The following is a 20,095-nucleotide window of genomic DNA, read 5'->3' as shown; positions in this document are numbered from 1 at the left end:
GCCCCAGGCCCTACTCCCTAAGCACTAAGCGCAACTTTTATCTACTTTTGCCCCCCTATGGAATTCACGGTAGGCCAGATAGCAGAAGTGTTGCGCGGCGCGGTAGAGGGCGACGCAAGCCAGCGGATAGACCGCCTGGCCAAGATTGAAGAGGCGCGCGCCGGTTCGCTGGCCTTCCTCTCCAACCTCAAATACGAGCACCACCTCTACACCACGGGCGCCTCGGCCGTGATTGTGAGCCGCACGCTGGAGCTGCGGCACCCCGTTTCCACGGCCCTCATCCGCGTCGACGACCCCTATACCAGCTTCACCACGCTGCTGGAATTCTACCAGCAGGCCACCCGCACCGGCAAGCGCGGCGTGGAGGAACCCGCCTATATGGCCGCCTCCTCCACCATCGGCGACAACCACTACCGGGCCGCGTTTTCCTACATCGGCGAGAACTGCACCATCGGCAACGATGTGGTGATTTTCCCGCACGTGTTCATCGGCGACCGGTGCAAAATCGGGGATGGCACAATTTTGTACGCCGGGGCCAAAGTCTACGCCGAAACCGTTATCGGGGCGCGCTGCACCATCCATGCCGGGGCCGTGGTGGGCTCCGATGGGTTTGGCTTTGCCCCGCAGCCCGACGGCTCCTACCGCACCATCCCGCAGATCGGCAACGTGGTGCTGGAAGACAACGTGAGCATCGGCGCCAACGCCACCATCGACTGCGCCACCATGGGCGCCACCCTCATCCGGGAAGGCGCCAAAATCGACAACCTCGTCCAGATTGCCCACAACGTGGAAATCGGGCGCCACACGGTGGTAGCGGCCCAGTCGGGCATTTCGGGCTCCACCAAAATCGGGGACTTCTGCGTGCTGGCTGGGCAAACCGGCCTGGCCGGGCACCTCACGCTGGCCAACCGCACCACCGTGACGGCGCAGTCGGGCGTGGGCAAGTCCATCAAGGAAGAAGGCGTGTTGCTGCAAGGCTCGCCGGCCTTCGCGCTGCGCGACAGTCTGCGGGCCAACGCCGTTTTCCGGCACCTGCCCGACCTGGAACGGCGCATCAGCCAGCTGGAACGCGGCGCAAACCCGCCGGAAAAGTCCTAGCTTTGCAGCCCCAATAGTTGTCAGTTCCCAGTTGTCAGTTGTCAGACGGTTGTCTTTTCAGCCCGCTCCACTGACGGCCAGCCGCTGACAACTGACAACGACCTGATGAACGACAAGCAACATACCATTAAGGCGCCCGTCACGGTGAGCGGCATCGGCCTGCACACCGGCGTACAGGCCACCATGACGTTTTGCCCGGCCCCGGTAGGCCACGGCTACAAGTTTCAGCGAGTGGATTTGCCCGGCCAGCCCATAGTGGATGCCGACGTGGACAACGTAGTAGACCTCTCGCGCGGCACCACCATCGAGCAGAACGGCGCCCGCGTCAATACCGTGGAGCACACGCTGGCCGCCCTCGTCGGCCTGCAAATCGACAACGTGCTGATTCAGCTCGACGGCCCCGAGCCACCCATCATGGATGGCAGCAGCCACGAGTTTATTGAAGCGCTGGAGCAAGCCGGCCTCGAAGAGCAGAACGCACTGCGCAACTACTTCGAGATTCCCGAGGAAATCCGCTTCCTCGACAACGCCCGCGGCGTAGAAATCGCCGCCCTGCCCCTCAACGACTACCGCCTCACGGTGATGGTCGACTACAACTCGCCAGTGCTGGGCTCGCAGCACGCCTCCCTCACCGATATCAGCCACTTCAAGGCCGATATTGCCAGCTCCCGCACGTTCTGCTTCCTACACGAGCTGGAGGCGCTCTACAAGCAAAACCTGATTCGGGGCGGCGACCTGAGCAACGCCATTGTGGTGGTTGACCGGGTGGTGAGCGAAGACGAGCTCAGCGAGTTGGCCACCATGCTGGGCAAGCCCAAAGTCGCCGTGAAGAAGGAAGGTATCCTCAACAACGTGGACCTGCGCCACAAAAACGAGCCCGCCCGCCACAAACTGCTCGACATGGTCGGCGACCTGGCGCTGGTAGGCCGCCCGCTGAAAGGCCAGATTCTGGCGGCCCGCCCCGGCCACGCCGCCAACGTGGCATTCGCCAAGAAGATCAAGAAAAAGATGCTGGAGGCCGATTCGTCGCCGATTCCCAGCTACGACCCCAGCCGCCCGCCGGTGATGGACGTGACGCAGATTGCCGCCACGCTGCCCCACCGCTACCCTTTCCTGCTACTCGACAAGATCATTCATCTCGACGCCACCACCGTGACGGGCGTGAAGAACGTGACGATGAACGAGCCGTTTTTCCAGGGCCACTTCCCCGGCAACCCGGTGATGCCCGGCGTGCTCCAGATTGAGGCCATGGCCCAGACCGGCGGTATTCTGGTGCTCAACACGGTGCCCGACCCGGAAAACTACTGGACATACTTCATGGGCATCGAAAACTGCCGGTTCCGCCGCAAAGTAGTGCCCGGCGACACCCTCATTTTCCGTTGCCAGCTGCTGGCCCCTATCAAGCGGGGCATCGCCAAAATGAAAGGCCAGGCCTTCGTGAATGGCAAAGTGGTGATGGAAGCCGAAATGTCGGCCAGCATCGTCCGTAAGGAAGTGTAATCTTGAATTAGTAATTAGTAGTTAAGAATGAATAATTCTCATACGACATTCGCATTCTGCAGCGTTGAGGCATTCTTAATTATTAATTCTTAATTACTAATTAACCAACGAATGAACCAGCCGCTCGCCTATATCCACCCGGAGGCCAAAATCGCACAGAATGTGGTAGTGGAACCTTTCACGACCATTGACAAGGACGTGGAAATCGGGGAAGGCACCTGGATTGGGCCCAACGTCACGATTATGGCGGGGGCCCGCATTGGCCGCAACTGCAAGATTTTCCCGGGCGCGGTGATTGCCGCCATGCCCCAGGACCTGAAGTTTGCGGGCGAGAAAACCACGGTCCACATCGGCGACAACACTGTTATCCGGGAGTGCGTGACCGTGAACCGCGGTACCGTGGACCGGCTCCGGACGGTGGTGGGCAGCAACTGCCTGCTGATGGCCTACGTGCACGTGGCGCACGACTGCCTGATCGGCGACAACTGCGTGCTGGCCAACGGCGTGCAACTGGCCGGCCACGTCGAAATTGGCGACCACGCCATTGTGGGCGGCACCTCGGCCGTGCATCAGTTCGTGAAAATCGGGCAGCACGCTATGGTGTCGGGCGGCTCCTTGGTGCGCAAGGATGTGCCGCCGTTCGTGAAGGCCGGCCGCGAGCCACTGACGTACGCCGGCATCAACAGCATCGGGCTGCGCCGCCGCGGCTACTCCGACCAGAAGATTTCCGAGATTCAGCAGCTCTACCGCCTCCTGTTCTTGGGCGGCATGAACAACAACGACGCCCTCGACAAAATCGAGCTGGAGCTGGCCCCTTCACCGGAGCGCGACGAGGTGGTGAACTTCGTGCGCAACTCGGGCCGCGGCATTATCAAGGGCTACTCGCGCGGCGGCAACGGTGCAGATTGAAGCAACCGCACTCAGCAAGCGCTACGCCCGCGAATGGATTTTCCGGAACCTGACGCACACCTTCCGGCCGGGCACGGCCACGGCGGTGCTGGGGCCCAACGGCGCGGGCAAAAGCACACTGCTTAACACGCTTTCGGGTCAGCTGCTGCCCACGGCCGGCACGCTTAGCTACAGCCAACAAGGCCGCCCGGTGCCGGTAGAAGAGCTGCCGCCGCTGCTGGCCTACGCCGCGCCGTATCTGGAGTTGGTTGAGGAGCTGACGCTGCTGGAGCTACTGCAGTTTCATACCCGCTTCAAGCCGCTACGCCCGGGCCTCACCCCAAAGCAGCTCATCGAGCTGATGTACCTCGAAAAGTCCAGCCACAAACTGGTGCGCGACTTTTCCTCGGGCATGAAGCAGCGCCTCAAGCTGGCCCTGGCCCTCTACGCCGACACGCCCTTGCTCCTGCTCGACGAGCCCACCACCAACCTCGACCGCGCCGGCGTGGCCTGGTATCTGGAGCACGTGCAGGCCACTCTCGCGGGCCGCACGGTGCTGGTTTCGTCCAACGTGCCCGAGGAATACAGCTTCTGCACCGAGCAGCTGCTCATTACGGATTTCGGGGCACAGGCGGCCCGCTAAATCACACCCTCAATGCCGGCAACCCTTGCCGGGCCAGCGCATGTTGTGCGCGGCAGTGTCACAAAAAGCGGATGTAACTGCCCCCAAAAACTGCCTGCGTCGTATCTTCGCCCCGGAAACCACCGTGTTAGCCTCGTTTACTTTTCCATTTTCTTCCCTCTCCTGACCAAGGCCATGAGACAATACGACGACTTCGACGATGACGACCTGCTCGGCGATGATGACGAGCTGGATAATTTTGCCAAAACCGGCGGCAGCAAAACCCGCGGGACTTCCGAAGACCAACTGTCGGCCAAATACGCCGACTACCTGATGTGGCGCGACACCGGCTCCTCGCACGACGAGGCCCTGGACCTGGCCAACATGAGCGAAGACGAGTTTGAGCTGGCCGACACTTCCGAAGATTCGGAGAACGACACCAAATTCACCAGCCTAGACGACCTCGACGAGGATGACTACTCCGACGGCGGCGACGAGTACGGCAGCTCCGGCAGCTCCCGCAACAGCGGCCGCAACTCCGACTACGACGACTATTAAGGTAGTATAGGCTTCAGCCTGTGCCCACATGCAAAAGGAGCCCGTACGCTACGTACGGGCTCCTTTTGTTTGCACTCGTAATCGGGCCCGGCACAGGCTGAAGCCTATGCTACAGCTCAGCTTTTGCGGCCGAACACGCGGCGCAGCAGCTCGGTGGTGCGGGCCACCGGGTTTTCGCGGATGTTGGCTTCTTCCTGCGCTACCAGCGTGAACAGGCCGCCGATGGCGCGGTCGGTGGCGTACTGGTTGAGGTCGGTTTGGACGGGCTTCACCAGCGGAATCTGGTTGTAGCGGGTGGTGAGGTCGGTGTAGTAGCGGGTAGCGCCAACTTTGCTCAGGCTCTGCTGAATGATGGGTTTGAAGGCGTTGCTGAGCTGCGCGCTGGTGGTGCGCTGCAGGTACTGCGTGGCCGCGTTTTTCTCGCCGGTCAGGATATTCCACACGTCGGAAAACGTGAGGCTTTTGATGGCCGCCAGGAAGATGGGCTTGGCGCTTTTGGCGGCATCCTCGGCCCCGCGGTTCAACGACAGCTCAAACTTATCCACCTGGCTGCCCAGCCCAATGGTGCGCAGCGTATTGGCCACGCGCTGGGCGTCGGGCGGAAACGGAATCCGGATTAACTTATTGAGGTAGAAGCCGTCGGTTTGGGAGGCCTGATCGGTGCCTTTGCTGATGCCCTGCACCAGGGCTTCCTTCAGGCCGTTGGCGGCTTCGGTGTTGGTGAGGCCGCCGGTGCTACCAGTGGTGCGCGTAGTGGTGCCCGTGCCTCTGGTGGGCAGCGGCAGCTTGATGTTCCCGATTTTCGGGAGCGTGAATATCTGAGCGGAAGCACTTAGCTGCAGGCCGGCCAGCAGCAGCGGCAACACAAGAAAACGGCGATAGTTCATGGCAAAAAGGCGTAAAACGAATACGTTCTACGCCTTTTGCACAAACCGGACCAAATACCGTTGCCGCTTACTTCCCAAACACGCGCTTCAGCAGCGCACTGCCCTGGGCGGCGGGGTTGGCCCGGATGCGGCCTTCCTCGGCGGCCATCAGGGCAAACAGGCCGTCCACGGTTTTCTCTGTGGCGTAGGGCACCAGCTGCGGGTTAAGAGGCGTCACGAGCGGGATTTTGTTGTAGCGGGCCACCATTTCGGCGTAGAGCTTGATGGCGCCGGTTTTCTCCAACGACTGCTGCACCGTAGGCTGAAAGGCCGTGCGCAGATCAGTAGCCGTTTTTTCGTAGAGCAGCGTGGTGGCGGCGTCGGTTTCGCGGCTGGTGGCCAGCGAGAGGGCATCCTGCAGACTCAGGTTCTGCACGGCATTCAGGAAGATGGGCTTGGCCTGGGTGGCAGCCGTTTCGGCGGCACGGTTCAGGGCTACCTCAAAGTTATCAACCAGCGCGCCGGCCCGCAGCTTGCGCAGCGTGGCAGCCACCAGCTCGGCTTCGGGCGGAAACGGAATCCGGATGTCGGCGTTGGCGTTGAAGCCGTCGGTTTCGCCAGCCTGAGCCACGGCTTTGCCCACGGCCTGCGTCAGGGCTTCGCGGAGGCCACCAGTAGCCTCGTCGGCGGTCAGCGGCACTACTACGGGCGCTACCACTTTCGTCACGGCCGCTTTGGCGGTTGTGGTGGTCGTGGTTTTTTTGGCGGGGGTGGTTTTCTTGACCGGGGTGGTCTTTTTAGTGGTCGTGGTTTTCTTGGCGGTGGTGGTCTTGGTGGTTTGGGCCTGCGCGGCGGCAGGCGCCAGCAGTGCCAACGTGCAAGCCACGGCGAGCGTACGGAAAACAGTCATATACCTGAATCGACGAAAACCAGACGGCCGGTGTGGCGGTCTTACGCGTCGGGAACGCCAAATTGCGTGAAATCCCCCGTTCATCCTAACTACGCCCCCTATGCCCCAGCTTCCAGACGTTGAAATCATGACCATTGGCGACGAACTGCTCTACGGACAGGTCATCGACACCAATTCCGCCTTTATGGGCCAGGAGCTCGCCAAGATTGGGCTGCGGGTGCGGCAGATTTCCAGCGTCTCCGACCGCGCCGACGAAATCGTGGCCGCGCTCGACCAGGCCCGACAGCGCGCCCAGGTGGTGCTCATCACCGGCGGCCTCGGCCCCACCAAAGACGACCTCACCAAGCACGTGCTGGCCCGCTACTTCGGTAGCGAGCTGGTGCTGCACGAGCCTACCCTGGCCCACGTGGAAGATATTTTCCGGCGCTTCAAGCGGCCGATGCTGGACGTGAACCGGCAGCAGGCGCTGGTGCCGGCCAACTGCGAGGTGGTGTTCAATGCCGTGGGCACCGCGCCCGGCATGTGGTTCGAGGACCAGGGCACCGTGTTTGTGAGCATGCCCGGCGTGCCTCACGAAATGAAGTACCTGATGACTGAAGGCGTGCTGCCGCGCCTGCAGGAGCGCTTCCAGGTGAAGCCAATCGAGCACATTGTGGTGCAGACCGTGGGTCTGGGCGAGTCGTTTCTGGCCGAGCAGATTGCCGACTGGGAAGCCGCGCTGCCCGCCAACTTCAAGCTGGCCTACCTGCCCTACCTAGGCGGCGTGCGCCTGCGCCTCACCGGCTCCGACGATGGCCAGCCCCACCTGCGTCAGCGCATGGAGGCCCTGCTGCCCGAGCTGCGCACCCGCCTCGGCGAGCATCTGTTTGCCGAAGGCGAAATTAAGCTGGAAGAAGCCGTAGGCCAGTTGCTGCTGGCCCGGGGCCTCACGCTGGGCACTGCCGAAAGCTGCACGGGCGGCTTGCTGGCCCACAAAATCACGAGCATTCCCGGCAGCTCGGCCTACTTCCGGGGCAGCATCGTGGCCTACCACAACGACATCAAGACACGGGAGTTGGGCGTGCTGCCCGCCACGCTGGCGGCCTTCGGGGCCGTGAGCGAGGAAACCGTGCGCGAAATGGCCGAAGGCGCCCGCGCCCGGCTCGGCGTGGACGTGGCCCTGGCCACCAGCGGCATTGCCGGCCCAGACGGCGGCACGCCCGACAAGCCGGTGGGCACCATCTGCATTGCGTATGCCGATGCGCACGGCACGGTCAGCCGCAAGTTCACCTTCAACCGGGGCCGGCAGCTGAATGTGGAGTATACCGTGACCATGGCCCTGAACCTGCTGCGCCAAAACCTACCCGCCGCCGAATAAGTCGGGGGAAGTATAGAATGGCTGGCCCGGCGGCGTGCGGGGCTTGCCGGTTTTCGGCTACCTTTGGGGCCTAAACCTCCCCACCCAATACCTCAACCCCTACCCCAAGCGCATGGCACGAGTGGAAATGACGATGCCCAAGATGGGCGAATCCATCATGGAAGGCACCGTCCTGAAGTGGCTCAAACAAGTCGGCGACACTATTGAGCAGGACGAATCGGTGCTCGAAGTGGCCACCGATAAAGTAGATACCGAAGTACCGGCCATCCACGCCGGGGTGCTGCAGGAAATTCTGGTGCAGGAAGGCCAAGTGGTAGCCGTGGGCGCGCCCATTGCTATTGTCGAAACCGATGCCGCCAGCGCCGGCGCTTCTGCTGCCCCAGCTGCCACGCCCGCCGCTGCCCCATCCGACAACGGTGCCGCCGAAAAGCCCGCCGTACCGTACCTGCCCGAAGCCGGCGACCCGCAGGCCAATCCGGCCCAGGCCGTAGCCGCCGCCCAGCCCCAGACCGGCCGCTTCTACTCGCCGCTGGTGCTGAGCATCGCCCGCGAAGAGGGCATTTCGATGGCCGACCTGGAGTACCTGCCCGGCACCGGCAGCGAAGGCCGCGTTACCAAAAAAGACATTCTCGATTACGTAGCCAGCGGCAAGAAGCCACTCGGCCAGGCTGCTGCTGCTCCGGCTCCGGCTGCCGCGCCAGTGGCCGCTGCTCCGGCACCTGCACCAGTTGCTGCACCCGCTCCGGCTGCTCAGCCAGCTGCCGCCGTTCCTCAAGCCGCCGCCGCTACCACCAAGGCCGTACCGTCCATCAGCGGCGGTCAAGAGTTGCTGGAAATGGACCGCATGCGCAAGATGATTGCCCAGCGCATGGTGGACTCCAAGCGGATTTCGCCCCACGTTACTTCCTTCGTGGAAGCTGACGTGACCGACATTGTGAACTGGCGCAACAAGAACAAGGATGCGTACAAGAAGCGCGAAGGCGAAAACCTCACCTTCACGCCTATCTTCATCCAGGCCATTGCCCGCGCCATCCAGGACTTCCCGATGATCAACGTCTCCATCGACGGCGACTACATCATCAAGAAGCGCGACATCAACGTAGGCGTGGCCGTGGCCCTGCCCTCCGGCAACCTCATCGTGCCCGTGATTCACAACGCCGACCAGCTGAACCTAAACGGCCTGAGCAAGAAGGTAAACGACCTGGCCAACCGCGCCCGCGCCAACAAGCTGAAGCCCGAGGATTTGGAAGGCGGCACTTACACCGTGAGCAACGTGGGCTCGTTCGGCAACGTGATGGGCACGCCCATCATCATGCAGCCGCAGGTGGCCATCATGGCCGTGGGCGCCATCAAGAAGAAGCCCGCCGTTATCGAAACGCCGCAGGGTGATTTGATTGGCGTGCGCCACTTCATGTTCCTGAGCCACAGCTACGACCACCGTGTGGTAGACGGCTCGCTCGGCGGCATGTTCGTGCGTAAAGTGGCCGACTACCTCGAGCAGTTCGACCCGAACACGGCTATTTAATTTGTTGAATGGTTGCATTGCTGAATGGCTGGTTGTTCTACCGTGTGGGTGGAACGACCAGCCATTTAACAATGCAGCCATCTAGCCATTTACTTTCATGAACAAAGTATTGACCATTGCCGCGCTGGTTATTGCGCTGGCTACCATTGGTTTTCTCTACCAGACGCTGAGCAAGACCGAGGAAGCCCTCAAGCGCGCCGAGCAGCGCTTCACCGACTGCGAGCAGGTGAACTTCCAGCTCCAGAACCAGCTCACGGCCGCCACCCGCGGCGCCACCGTGCCCGACAGCCTGAAAGTGCGCTAAGCCCTCTGGATTCCACTGAAAAGCCCCGCTGTGCAGCTGCACAGCGGGGCTTTTCAGTTGTACCGCGAAATTCCATTTCGCGACGAGCGAAGCGAGTTCCAACGCGGTGGGGTAACCGGCGCGAGGCCGGATACTCGCTCCGCTCGTCGCGAAATGGAATTTCGCGGTACTTGGGGCTTACGCCTTCACGCCGAGCAGCAGCAGCATGAAGGCAAACTGCCGGGCTGTGTCGTGGATGGATTTGAAGCGGCCGGAGGCGCCGCCGTGGCCGGCGGCCATATCGGTGTGCAGCAGCAGCAGGTTGTTATCGGTTTTCATGGTGCGCAGCTTGGCCACCCACTTGGCGGGCTCGAAGTACTGCACCTGCGAGTCGTGCAGGCCGGTGGTCACGAGCATATTCGGGTAGACCTGGGCCTTCACTTGGTCGTAGGGCGAGTACGAGAGCATGTAGTCGTAGAACTCCTTCTGGTTGGGATTGCCCCACTCGTCGTACTCGCCGGTGGTCAGCGGAATGCTTTCGTCGAGCATGGTGGTCACCACGTCCACGAAGGGCACGGCGGCCACTACGCCCTTGTAGTACTCGGGGTGGTTGTTTACCACCGCGCCCATCAGCAGGCCGCCGGCCGAGCCGCCCATGGCAAACAGCTTATCGGCGGAGGTGAACTTCTGGTCGATGAGGAATTTGGAGCAGTCGGTGAAGTCGGTGAAGGTGTTTTTCTTCTTGAGCTTCTTGCCGTTCTCGTACCACTGCCGGCCCATTTCCTGCCCGCCCCTGATGTGGCAGATGACGTAGGCGAAGCCCCGATCCAGCAAACTCAGGCGGGCGGCGCTGAAGGTGGCATCCATGGAGTAGCCGTAGGAGCCGTAGGCATACTGCAGCAATGGGGCCGAGCCGTCCTTCTTGAAGCCTTTCTTGTAGACGATGGACATCGGGATTTTGGTGCCGTCGGTGGCGGTGGCGTACACCCGTTCGGTCACGTAGTCCTCCTTCTTGAAGCTCCCGAGCACGGTTTGCTCTTTCAGCAGCTTCTTGCTGCGGGCGTTCATGTCGTAGTCGAACGTAGAGTTGGGCGTGGTGAGCGAGGAGTAGCCGTAGCGCAGCACGGGCGTATCAAACTCGGGGTTGATGCTGATGGCGGCTGTGTAGGTGGGCTCCCCGAAGTTGAGGTAGTGCTCCTGCTTGTCCTTCCACCGAATCACGCGCAACTGCAGCAGGCCTTCCTTCCGCTCGCCCAGCACCAAGTAGTCCTTGAACAGCTCCATGTTTTCCAGAAACACGTCGGGGCGGTGGGCAATGACCTCCTGCCAGGCCGTTTTGGCGGTGTTCTTCACCGGCGTCTTCAGCAGGCGGAAGTTGGGCGCTCCAGCGTTGGACAGCACGTAGAAGTCGTCACCGAAGTGCTCTACCTCGTACAGGTGGTCGGCCTCGCGCGGCAGGAACACCTGCAGCGCTGCCGTGGGCTTCGCGGCCTCCACGTACCGCACCTCCGACGACATCGTGCTGCCGATGGTCAGGAACACGTACTGCCGCGACTTGGAACGGTGCACCCCGATGTGGAAGGTGTTGTCCTTTTCCTCGTACACCAGCTGGTCCTTGGCGGGGTCGGTGCCCAGGGTGTGGCGGTAGAGCTGGTAGTCCAGCAGCGTGGTGGGGTCTTTGCGGGTGTAGAAGACGGTTTTATTGTCGGTGGCCCACACGGCGTTGCCGCTGGTGTTCGGAATCTGCTCGGGGTAGAGCTGGCCGGTTTGCAGGTTGCGGAAGCGCAGCGTGTAGAGGCGGCGGCTCACCACGTCCTCGGAGTAAGCCAGCACCTGGTTGTCGTCGCTCATCTCGAAGCCGCCAATCTGGTAGTAGGCTTTGCCCTTGCCCAGCTCGTTGGCGTTGAGCAGAATTTCCTCCTTGGCGCTCAGGCTGCCCTTTTTGCGGCAGTAAATCGGGTACTCGGCCCCGGCCTCGAAGCGGGTGTAGTAGTAGTACCCATTGTCGCGGTACGGCACCGATTCGTCCTGCTCCTTGATGCGGCCCTTGATTTCCTGGAACAGCTTTTCCTCTAGCCCCTTCACCGGGGCCATCTGCTGCTCGGTGTAGGCGTTTTCGGCGTTTAGGTAGCTGATTACCTCGGAGTTCTCGCGCTCATTGAGCCAGTAGTAGTTGTCGAGGCGGGTGCCGAACGGTGATTTGAGTTCTTTGGGCTTGAGAGCCGCAACGGGAGGTTTGGGCATGGATGGCGAAGTTTGGGCGTATGCCGCCGTAGTGAGGGCTAGGGCGCCGGCCACGGCGAGTAACAGGTGTTTCATACGAAGGGATGTAACGCAGTAAGCATGGCCCCAAAGTACAACAGCCGGCGGCAGATGATGGCAGGCAAAGCTACCGTCCTACGTAAAAAGACCAATCCCCGCTTGTGCGCATCACTGCGAATAAACGGGGATTAGTTGTGTAAACTGCTTGCGTTGGGCTAGTCCTGGCTGGCAGCCAAGGCGCTAAGGCCGGCCGCCGCTGGGGCCTTGCGTAGGCGTAGCACCCGCGCCGTTGCCACCGTCGCCGCCGTCTTTCAGGTCGTCGTTGTTGACGGAGCGCTTGCGCTTGGGCTGGGCCATGCTCAGCTTGCCGATGCGGTAGCTCAGGTTCATGCGGAAGCCCAGGCGGCGCAGGTCGTTGACGCTGTTCTGCTCCAGCGTGTAGGAGCTGAGCTCGTTGCGAATCTTGATTCGGGGGTTGAAGAAGTTGTCGGCGCCGAAGCCAATGCTGCCCTTCTTCTCAGCAAAATCCTTCTTCACCCCGAGGCTATACACCCCGAAACCGCCCTGGAAGCCCTGCAACTGCACCTGCCGGCCGCGGTAGAAGCTGAAGGCCTGCAGCCCCCACCCTTTCGTGAAGTTGTAGGTGCCACCCAGGCGGCCGCTGATTACGAAACCTTCGTTTCTGGCCGCGAAGAATTTGTTATTCTGATTGTTGTCGAGCACGGCGTAGTAGAAGTCGGTGCCGCCGTTCAGCGTGAGCTTGTTGTTGAGGTTGACGTTGGCGAAGATGCTGCCGCCGTAGGCATTTTCCTGCCCGATATTTTCGTAGTTAGTGGTGATAGTATCTCCGCTGGGCGTACGCACCGGCTGAATAGAGCCGGTGGTGTTGCGCACGAAGGCCGAGAACGTGAGCGAAGTCTGCTTGATGAAGGTGCTATAGCCCAGCTCGTAGTTGTTGGTTTTCTCGGGGTCCAGCAGCGGGTTGCCCTTGGTCACGTTGAGCGGGTTGGCTGCCTGCCGGTTGGGATTCAGGAACTGCAACGACGGCCGCTGAATCCGGCGGTTGTAGGCCGCCTTAATGGTGTTGCCGCTGGCCAGCTTGCGCGACAGGTTCACGCTGGGCACCAGCACCCCATACGACGGAATGTTGGGCGCCTCAGCCGTGCGGAAGTCGGCGTTGATGGTGGTGTATTCGTAGCGGGCACCGGCCTTGAGGGTGTAGTTCTTCAGGAAGCCCACCGTGTAGGAGGTGTAGGCGGCGGCCACATTCTGGTTGTAGGTGAACTCGTTGGAGTTGCCCACCCGGTCGTCGCGCTGGCCGTTGCGCAGCGACTCGTAGTCGCTGTTTACTTTGCGCATGATGTCCTTGGCCCCGAACTCCAGCAGTTGGGTTTTGCTGAGCGGCGTCTGGTAGTCGGCCTGCAGCGTTACTTCCTGGTTGTAGCTGTCGTTTTGGTTGAGCAGTTTGTCGCCGGCGCTCAGGCCTTCCAGCACATCGTTGCTGAAGTCGTTTGTGCGGTTGTTGCGGCTGTATTGGCCCAGCACGCTGAATTCGCGCTGCGGCGTCTCGAAGGTGCGGGTGTAGTTGAGGGTGGCGTCCAGCGTGTTGGAGCGGTCCAGCACCCGCGTGTCGCGCCTGTCAATGATGGGTTGGCTGAGGTCGGGCCGTACGGTGTTGCGCAGCAGGCCGTCCTGGTAGTTGTTGCCGTTGCGCACACCCAGCTGCACCGAAGCCGACAGGAAGTTGTACTTGTTGATGTCGTAGTCCCAGCCCAGCGAGTAGCGCCCAAACAGGTTTTCCTGGCGCGTGTCGGCCTCCTGGGTGGTGATGCCGGTGAGCGGGCGGGCATCGGTGAGGGCGTAGGTGCGCTGCACGTTGCGGAAGCTGCCGGGCGTGTTGTACTGGCCGCGGCCGCCGCCACCCAGCGAGAAGCCCATCTTGCCCACCCGGTACGAGGCGTTCAAACCCAGGTCGGAGCTGCGCAAGCCGATGCTGCTGCGCAAATCCAGCGTGAAGCCCTGCAGGTTGTTCTGCTTGGTCACGATGTTGATGATGCCGCCCGAACCCTCGGCATCGTATTTGGCCGAGGGCGAGGTAATCACCTCCACGGTCTTGATCTGGTCGGCCGGAATCTGCTTCAGCGCGTCGGCAATGCTGTTGGCCGAGATAGTGCTGGGGCGGTTGTTGATCAGCACCCGGATGTTCTGGCTGCCGCGCAGACTCACGTTGCCATCAAGGTCCACGGAGAGGCTAGGCACGCGCTTGAGCACGTCGGTGGCGTCGCCACCGCGGGTGGTTTCGTCCTTTTCGGCATTATACACGGTGCGGTCCACCTTCTCCTCCACTAGGCTGCGCTGGCCTTCCACCACCACTTCGCCCAGCTTCTGCGCCGCCGATTCCAGCGTGATGGCGCCCAAAGCCACGGTATTACCGTCTTCGGTAATCACCACGCCGGTACGCTCCACGTTCTTGTAGCCGATGAAGCTGACCTGCACGGTGTAGGTGCCGGCCGCCACGCGCGGAATCGAGAACTTGCCGTTGTCATCGGCCGAAGAGCCGTCCACGGCCTTGCCGGCCGGGTTGAGCAGCACCACCGTGGCGTAGGGCACGGGCTGCTTGGTGGCGGCATCCGTAACGGTGCCCGTCACGCGGCCGGTGCCCTGGGCAGCAGGAGTTCCTGGCTGGCCAGCCGGCTGGCCGGCAGCGGCCGAACGGCCAGCCCCGGGCGGACGGCCACCGGCCGGTGCGCCCTGCGGCATTTGCGCCCACGCCAGGTGGCCGGCGCTGGTGAGAACCAGGAAGAGGAAAGATTTTTTCATGAATTCAGGCAGTGCGCCATGCTCCCGGCCTTTTTGGCGTGGGGCAGACGCAGGGTATTGGCAGATAAAACAGGGCGCCCCAACCGGGCAACGCCTTCACAACAAGTATGCAGCCGACTCGGGCGGCGCGGATCCAAAAAATCGTCGCCCGCCCTCACCGGCACACGCAGCCACAGACGCGCTTCTGCCGCCAAGGTTGGTTGGGCACCGGATTTTTTTTGGTTTCAGGCGCCTGCTGCGGCTGGCGCAAACAAAAAGGCTCCGGCTATGTAGCCGGAGCCTTTCTGCAAATGGTTGATAGCACAGGCTGAAGCCTGGGCTACAGCGACGCCAGGCTCTGCTCCAAAGCAGTGATTTTGGCTTCAGCGTCGGCCAGCTTCTGCCGCTCGCGCTCCACCAGATCGGGCTTGGCGTTGGCCACGAACTTCTCGTTGGCCAGCTTTTTCAGCACCGAGTCGCGGAAGCCCTGGGCGTATTCCAGTTCCTTGCTGAGGCGCTCCTTCTCGGCCCCGAGGTCAATCTGACCTTCCAGCGGCACGAAGAACTCCGCGCCACCCGCCACGAAGCCTACCGAAGCCGCCGGCGCTTCCGTCACCACCGATACGTCGGTGAGGGCGGCCAGCTTACGGATGATGCCGTCGTAGTCCGTGAGCAGCTGGGCGTCGTCGGTTTTGGCGGCCAGGGTCAGGGGCTTGTTGGGGCCCAGGCCCTTCTGGTTGCGGATGGTACGCACGCCGCCCACAATGGCCAGCGCCTTTTCCATGCGGGCCAGCACCTCGGCGGCACCCGCTACGGGCTGGGCCTTGGGCCAGGCGGCCACGCACACGTACTCCTTGGGGCCGCGCTCCTGCAGCTCGTGCCAGATTTCCTCGGTGATGAAGGGCATGAACGGGTGCAGCAGCTTGAGCAGGGTTTCCAGGAAACCAGTGGTCAGGCGCAGCGTTTCGGGATCAATGGGGGCCTGGTAGGCGGGCTTGATCATCTCCAAGTACTCCGAGCAGAAGTCGTCCCACACCAGCTTGTACACCGTCATCAGCGCGTCGCTCATCCGGAACTTCTCGAAATGCTCGTCCAGCTCCACAATGGTGGCGTTCAACTTGGCACCGAACCACTCCACGGCCTTCTCGTTGGGGAAGGGCAGCTCGGCGTCTACCTCCCAGCCTTTGATCAGGCGGAAGGCGTTCCAGAGCTTGTTGCTGAAGTTGCGGCCCTGCTCCACCAGCTTTTCGTCGTAGAGTAAGTCGTTGCCGGCCGGGGCCGAAAACAGCATGCCGGTCCGTACACCGTCGGCCCCGAACTGCTTGATCAAGTCCAGCGGATCGGGCGAGTTGCCGAGCTGCTTGCTCATCTTGCGGCCCTGGGCGTCGCGCACGATGCCGGTGAGGTACACGTTACGGAAGGGCACTTCCTTGCGGTACTCCAGGCCGGCCATAATCATGCGGGCCACCCAGAAGAATAGGATGTCCGGCCCCGTCACCAGGTCGTTGGTGGGGTAGAAATAGTTGACATCGGCGTTGTCGGGGTCCTTGAACCCATCAAACACCGAAATCGGCCACAGCCACGACGAAAACCAGGTATCCAGCACGTCCTCGTCCTGGCGCAGGTCGGTGAGCTGCAGGTCGGCGTTACCGCTCTGCGCGCGGGCCTGGATCAGGGCTTCCTCGGCGGTGAGGGCCACCACGTAGGTGCCGTCGGGCAGGTAGTAGGCCGGAATCTGCTGGCCCCACCACAGCTGCCGCGAGATGCACCAGTCGCGCACGTTCTCCATCCACACCCGGTAGGTGTTCTTGAACTTGGCCGGATGCAGCTTCACGGTGTCGTTTTCCACCACTTCCAGGGCTGGCTTGGCCAAGTGCTCCATTTTCAGGAACCACTGCATGCTCAGGCGGGGCTCAATAACGGCCTTGGTGCGCTCCGAGGTCTGCACGATGCTGGCGTACTCCTCCACCTTCACCAAGTGGCCGGCTTCCTCCAGATCCTTCACGATGTTGCGGCGGGCCGCAAACCGGTCCTGGCCCACGTACAGCACGGCCTTCTCGTTGAGCGTGCCGTCGTTGTGGAGGATGTCGATAACGGGCAGGTTGTGCTTGACGCCCAGCTCGTAGTCGTTCAAATCGTGGGCCGGGGTCACTTTCAGCGCGCCCGTGCCGAAGTCGATGCTTACGTACTCGTCCAGAATCACCGGAATCTCGCGTCCCAGCAGCGGAATCCGCACTTTGGCGCCGTGCAGGTGGGTATAGCGAGGGTCGTTGGGGTTCACCGCCACCGCCACGTCAGCCATGATGGTTTCGGGCCGCGACGTAGCCACGGTCAGGAACTGGCCCTCCTGCCCTACCACTTCATACCGCAGATGATACATCTTGGCCATCACGTCCTTGGGAATCACTTCCTCGTCGGACAGAGCCGTTTGGCCCAGGGGGTCCCAGTTCACCATCCGGATGCCGCGGTACACGAGGCCCTTCTGGTGCAGGTCCACAAACACGCGCAATACGGCCTCGGTCAGCTCGGGCTCCATCGTGAAGCGCGTCCGGTCCCAGTCGCAGGAAGCGCCCAGTTGCTTGAGCTGCTCTAGGATGATGCCGCCGTACTTCTCCTTCCACGCAAAGGCGTGCTCCAGAAACTGCTCCCGCGTGAGGTCCTTCTTCTCGATGCCCTGCTCCTTGAGCAGCGCCACTACCTTGGCCTCGGTGGCAATGGAGGCGTGGTCGGTGCCGGGCACCCAGCAGGCTTCCTTGCCCTGCATGCGGGCCCGGCGCACCAGCACGTCCTGGATGGTATTGTTGAGCATGTGGCCCATGTGCAGCACACCCGTTACGTTGGGCGGTGGAATCACCACGGTGTAGGGCTGCTTGCGGGGGTTGGCTTTGGCTTTGAAGAAGCCCTGCTCCTGCCAGCGCTGGTACCATTTGGCTTCAACGTCGGCGGGGGTATAGGTTTTGGCGATGGACATCGTCAAGAGGGAATAATGGCGGTTCGGAATACCGACAAAAGTAGGCATTTCGGGCCGGCCATGGGCGGACGTAGCGAGGGTTAGGCTTGCGGAGAGCTGTTCCCATTATGAAACTAACGCCTCCGCTACATTCATCAGCCCGCATATTTCGCGTAAATTGCGGCCGACAAATGAAGTATGTTAAGGTTTAATCGAGGCAGGAATTATATATTAGGTTCTGACTTTCACCTTCCAAGCATCATTTCAATATGGCAGCTCTGCTTAAATTTCTGAAGGGCACTGTCGCCGCCAAAAAAGCATCTTTAGCACCAGCCGCCCCGCCGGCAGCCGCGGCTGCCTTCTCAGCCGGTACGCTCCGGGTCGGAATGGGACAGCTGCTGGTAGAAGGCGGTGAGCCCGACCGCAACCTCGAACGGGCCGCCCAGACGATTGCCGAGGCCGCCCGCCAAAACTGCGACGTAGTGCTTCTGCCTGAAACCCTCGATTTCGCTTGGACGCACCCCAGCGCCCTCACCGAGGCCCAGCCCATCCCCGGCATCTACTCCGACCGGCTCTGCCAGGAAGCGCTGCGCCACCAGGTATACGTGTGCGCCGGCCTGACTGAACGCGGCGCCGACGGCCGCATCTACAACGCCGCCCTCCTCATCAACCCCCAGGGCGAAATCATCAGCAAATACCACAAAATCAACCTGCTCACCGTGGAGATGCCCTACTACGCCGTGGGCCAGACCCTGAACGTGGTAGATACGCCTCTGGGCAAAATCGGCATCAACATCTGCGCCGACAACTTTCTCGACGGCCTCAGCATCGGGCACACCCTGGCCCGCATGGGCGCCGAGTTCATCCTCTCCCCTTCGTCCTGGACGGTGGATTACTCCATTACGGAGGAAGACGACCCCTACCACGAAAAGTGGGTGAAGCCGTACTCCATTTTGGCCCGGCTCTACAACATCACGGTGGTGGGCACTACGTCGGTAGGCTACATCGTGGGCGGGCCCTACGAGGGCAAGAAAAGCGTGGGCTGCTCGCTGGCCGTCGATGCCAGCGGCATCCGGGCGCAGGGCAAGTTCAACGAGTTTGCCGGCGACCTGGTAGTAGCCGACCTGCCCCGCCGGGTGCGGGCAGAAAAAGGCACCCAGATCGGCGAGATGCTGCTGCGCAAAGGTTTCCGCTTTGACACGCTACCCGCATAAGCCGCAGTATAGCCTTTTTTTAATACCAGCTTAATCCCGGGGTCCGACCTTGCGGCCGGACCCCGTTTCATTACCGCATGACCCAACTCTACCAACAGTGCCGCCGCTGCATCATGGATACCACCGTTCCCGGTATCCGGTTCGACAGCCAAGGCACCTGCAACTTCTGTGCTGTCCATGACCAAATGGACAAGGACTTTCCCTTGGGCGAAGCCGGCCGGCTGAAGGTTCAGGAACTCGCCAACGACATCAAAACGCTCGGCAAAAACCAGAAATACGACTGCGTGCTGGGCGTGAGCGGCGGCCGCGACTCGTCGTTTACCTTGTGGTACTGCGTCGTGAAGTTGGGGCTGCGGCCGCTGGCGGTGCACTTCAACGACGGCTTCGGCAACCCCGTGGCCGGCGAAAACATGACCAAGGCCTGCCGCAAGCTGGGCGTGGAGATGCGCACCATCACCTCCGACTGGCGCGAATCCAAGGACCTGAAAATCGCCTTCTTGAAAGCCTCCGTGCCTGATATGGAGGAAGGCACCGACGTGGGCATTGCCACGGCCCTATACGGCGTGGCGGCCAAGGAAGGCATTAAGCGCATCATCATCGGGCAGTCGTTCCGGACGGAGGGCATTGCGCCGCTGAGCTGGAACTACCTCGATGGCAAATACCTGAAAGCCGTACACAAGCAGTTCGGCACGGTGCCGCTGCGGCCCTGGAAGGCAGATGATCCGGGCTTCAATCTGGGCATCAAGGAAATGTTCTACTACGCCTTCATTCGGCGTATCAAAACCGTCACGCTGCTCTACCACGTCGATTACGTGCGGGCCGACGTGGACAAACTACTGGAGAAAGAGCTGGACTGGGTGAACCCCGGCGCCCATTACTTCGACGACCTCTACCAGAGCGTCATCTACTACCTCAACCGCACCAAGTTCAACATCGACCGGCGCCTGTTCAACTACTCGGCCTTGGTGCGCTCCGGCCAGATGCCCCGCGAGGTGGCCCTGGAACGGGTAAGCCACGTCAACAGCATCGAGGATGAGAAGGTCATCAACCTGTGCATCAAGCGCCTGGGCCTGACGCGCGAGGAGTTTGAGCAGATTGTGGCTGCCCCCCCCAAAACCTTCCACGACTACCCCAACAACTACGCCCTCATCCGGCAGCTGCGTTGGCCCATCAAGTTACTCAGCCGTCTGAACCTTATTCCGGAGTCCGCCTACGACAAGTATTTCAACTGCGGCACCTAACAGATGGTGCAGATATTTTTGA

General features: G+C 61.6%; 15 protein-coding genes. 10 read left to right on the top strand and 5 right to left on the bottom strand.

All coding sequences use genetic code 11. The annotated features are described in order from the left end of the window. Positions 1-57: 57 nt before the first annotated feature. From lpxD to O9Z63_RS04785, 5 genes are all read left to right on the top strand, one after another. Entirely contained in the window at positions 58-1,098 is a 1,041-nt protein-coding gene (lpxD, locus tag O9Z63_RS04805; RefSeq protein WP_044012981.1) for a UDP-3-O-(3-hydroxymyristoyl)glucosamine N-acyltransferase, read from the top strand. A gap of 105 nt (positions 1,099-1,203) precedes the next feature. Continuing rightward, a complete protein-coding gene (locus O9Z63_RS04800) occupies positions 1,204-2,598 on the top strand; it encodes a bifunctional UDP-3-O-[3-hydroxymyristoyl] N-acetylglucosamine deacetylase/3-hydroxyacyl-ACP dehydratase (protein ID WP_270128188.1) in 1,395 nt (464 codons plus the stop codon). A gap of 111 nt (positions 2,599-2,709) precedes the next feature. Further along, positions 2,710-3,507 carry an acyl-ACP--UDP-N-acetylglucosamine O-acyltransferase gene (gene lpxA, locus O9Z63_RS04795; protein ID WP_044012987.1) on the top strand — a complete coding sequence of 266 codons (798 nt, stop codon included), beginning with the start codon at positions 2,710-2,712 and terminating at the stop codon, positions 3,505-3,507. After that, entirely contained in the window at positions 3,497-4,129 is a 633-nt protein-coding gene (locus O9Z63_RS04790) for an ABC transporter ATP-binding protein (protein WP_270128187.1), read from the top strand. The genes lpxA and O9Z63_RS04790 overlap by 11 nt, the downstream gene beginning before the upstream one ends. 174 nt (positions 4,130-4,303) lie before the next feature. Next, on the top strand, positions 4,304-4,666 hold the full coding sequence (locus tag O9Z63_RS04785) for a hypothetical protein (RefSeq protein ID WP_270128186.1): 363 nt from the start codon (positions 4,304-4,306) through the stop codon (positions 4,664-4,666). A gap of 116 nt (positions 4,667-4,782) precedes the next feature. On the opposite strand, the gene O9Z63_RS04780 is transcribed toward O9Z63_RS04785, so the two are convergent. Both O9Z63_RS04780 and O9Z63_RS04775 read right to left on the bottom strand, forming a co-directional pair. Beyond that, on the bottom strand, positions 4,783-5,553 hold the full coding sequence (locus O9Z63_RS04780) for a DUF4197 domain-containing protein (RefSeq protein WP_270128185.1): 771 nt from the start codon (positions 5,551-5,553) through the stop codon (positions 4,783-4,785). 67 nt (positions 5,554-5,620) lie between these two features. After that, the gene (locus O9Z63_RS04775; RefSeq protein ID WP_270128184.1) at positions 5,621-6,442 is read right to left on the bottom strand and encodes a DUF4197 domain-containing protein; all 822 of its coding nucleotides are present in this window, start codon (positions 6,440-6,442) and stop codon (positions 5,621-5,623) included. Between the two features lie 100 nt (positions 6,443-6,542). Between O9Z63_RS04775 and O9Z63_RS04770 the strand changes: the two genes are divergently transcribed. From O9Z63_RS04770 to O9Z63_RS04760, 3 genes are all read left to right on the top strand, one after another. Beyond that, the gene (locus O9Z63_RS04770; protein WP_270128183.1) at positions 6,543-7,799 is read left to right on the top strand and encodes a competence/damage-inducible protein A; all 1,257 of its coding nucleotides are present in this window, start codon (positions 6,543-6,545) and stop codon (positions 7,797-7,799) included. 112 nt (positions 7,800-7,911) lie between these two features. Then, positions 7,912-9,324 carry a dihydrolipoamide acetyltransferase family protein gene (locus O9Z63_RS04765; RefSeq protein ID WP_270128182.1) on the top strand — a complete coding sequence of 471 codons (1,413 nt, stop codon included), beginning with the start codon at positions 7,912-7,914 and terminating at the stop codon, positions 9,322-9,324. Between the two features lie 97 nt (positions 9,325-9,421). After that, positions 9,422-9,628 carry a hypothetical protein gene (locus tag O9Z63_RS04760; RefSeq protein ID WP_044013000.1) on the top strand — a complete coding sequence of 69 codons (207 nt, stop codon included), beginning with the start codon at positions 9,422-9,424 and terminating at the stop codon, positions 9,626-9,628. Positions 9,629-9,805: 177 nt separating this feature from the next. On the opposite strand, the gene O9Z63_RS04755 is transcribed toward O9Z63_RS04760, so the two are convergent. From O9Z63_RS04755 to O9Z63_RS04745, 3 genes are all read right to left on the bottom strand, one after another. Beyond that, the gene (locus tag O9Z63_RS04755) at positions 9,806-11,926 is read right to left on the bottom strand and encodes a S9 family peptidase (RefSeq protein ID WP_408613564.1); all 2,121 of its coding nucleotides are present in this window, start codon (positions 11,924-11,926) and stop codon (positions 9,806-9,808) included. Positions 11,927-12,109: 183 nt separating this feature from the next. After that, positions 12,110-14,689, bottom strand: a complete 2,580-nt coding sequence (locus O9Z63_RS04750) for a TonB-dependent receptor domain-containing protein (protein WP_270128181.1) — start codon at positions 14,687-14,689, stop codon at positions 12,110-12,112. A 319-nt stretch (positions 14,690-15,008) separates the two neighbouring features. Continuing rightward, the gene (locus tag O9Z63_RS04745) at positions 15,009-17,639 is read right to left on the bottom strand and encodes a valine--tRNA ligase (protein WP_270128180.1); all 2,631 of its coding nucleotides are present in this window, start codon (positions 17,637-17,639) and stop codon (positions 15,009-15,011) included. Between the two features lie 365 nt (positions 17,640-18,004). Between O9Z63_RS04745 and O9Z63_RS04740 the strand changes: the two genes are divergently transcribed. Both O9Z63_RS04740 and O9Z63_RS04735 read left to right on the top strand, forming a co-directional pair. Then, positions 18,005-18,832, top strand: a complete 828-nt coding sequence (locus tag O9Z63_RS04740) for a carbon-nitrogen hydrolase family protein (protein ID WP_270128179.1) — start codon at positions 18,005-18,007, stop codon at positions 18,830-18,832. Between the two features lie 77 nt (positions 18,833-18,909). Continuing rightward, positions 18,910-20,073, top strand: a complete 1,164-nt coding sequence (locus O9Z63_RS04735) for an N-acetyl sugar amidotransferase (protein WP_270128178.1) — start codon at positions 18,910-18,912, stop codon at positions 20,071-20,073. The last annotated feature ends 22 nt before the right edge of the window (positions 20,074-20,095 follow it).

Source organism: Hymenobacter yonginensis (assembly GCF_027625995.1).
Taxonomy (GTDB): domain Bacteria; phylum Bacteroidota; class Bacteroidia; order Cytophagales; family Hymenobacteraceae; genus Hymenobacter; species Hymenobacter yonginensis.
Note: the sequence above shows the minus strand (reverse complement) of the source record. Positions and strands in the feature narration are given on the sequence as shown.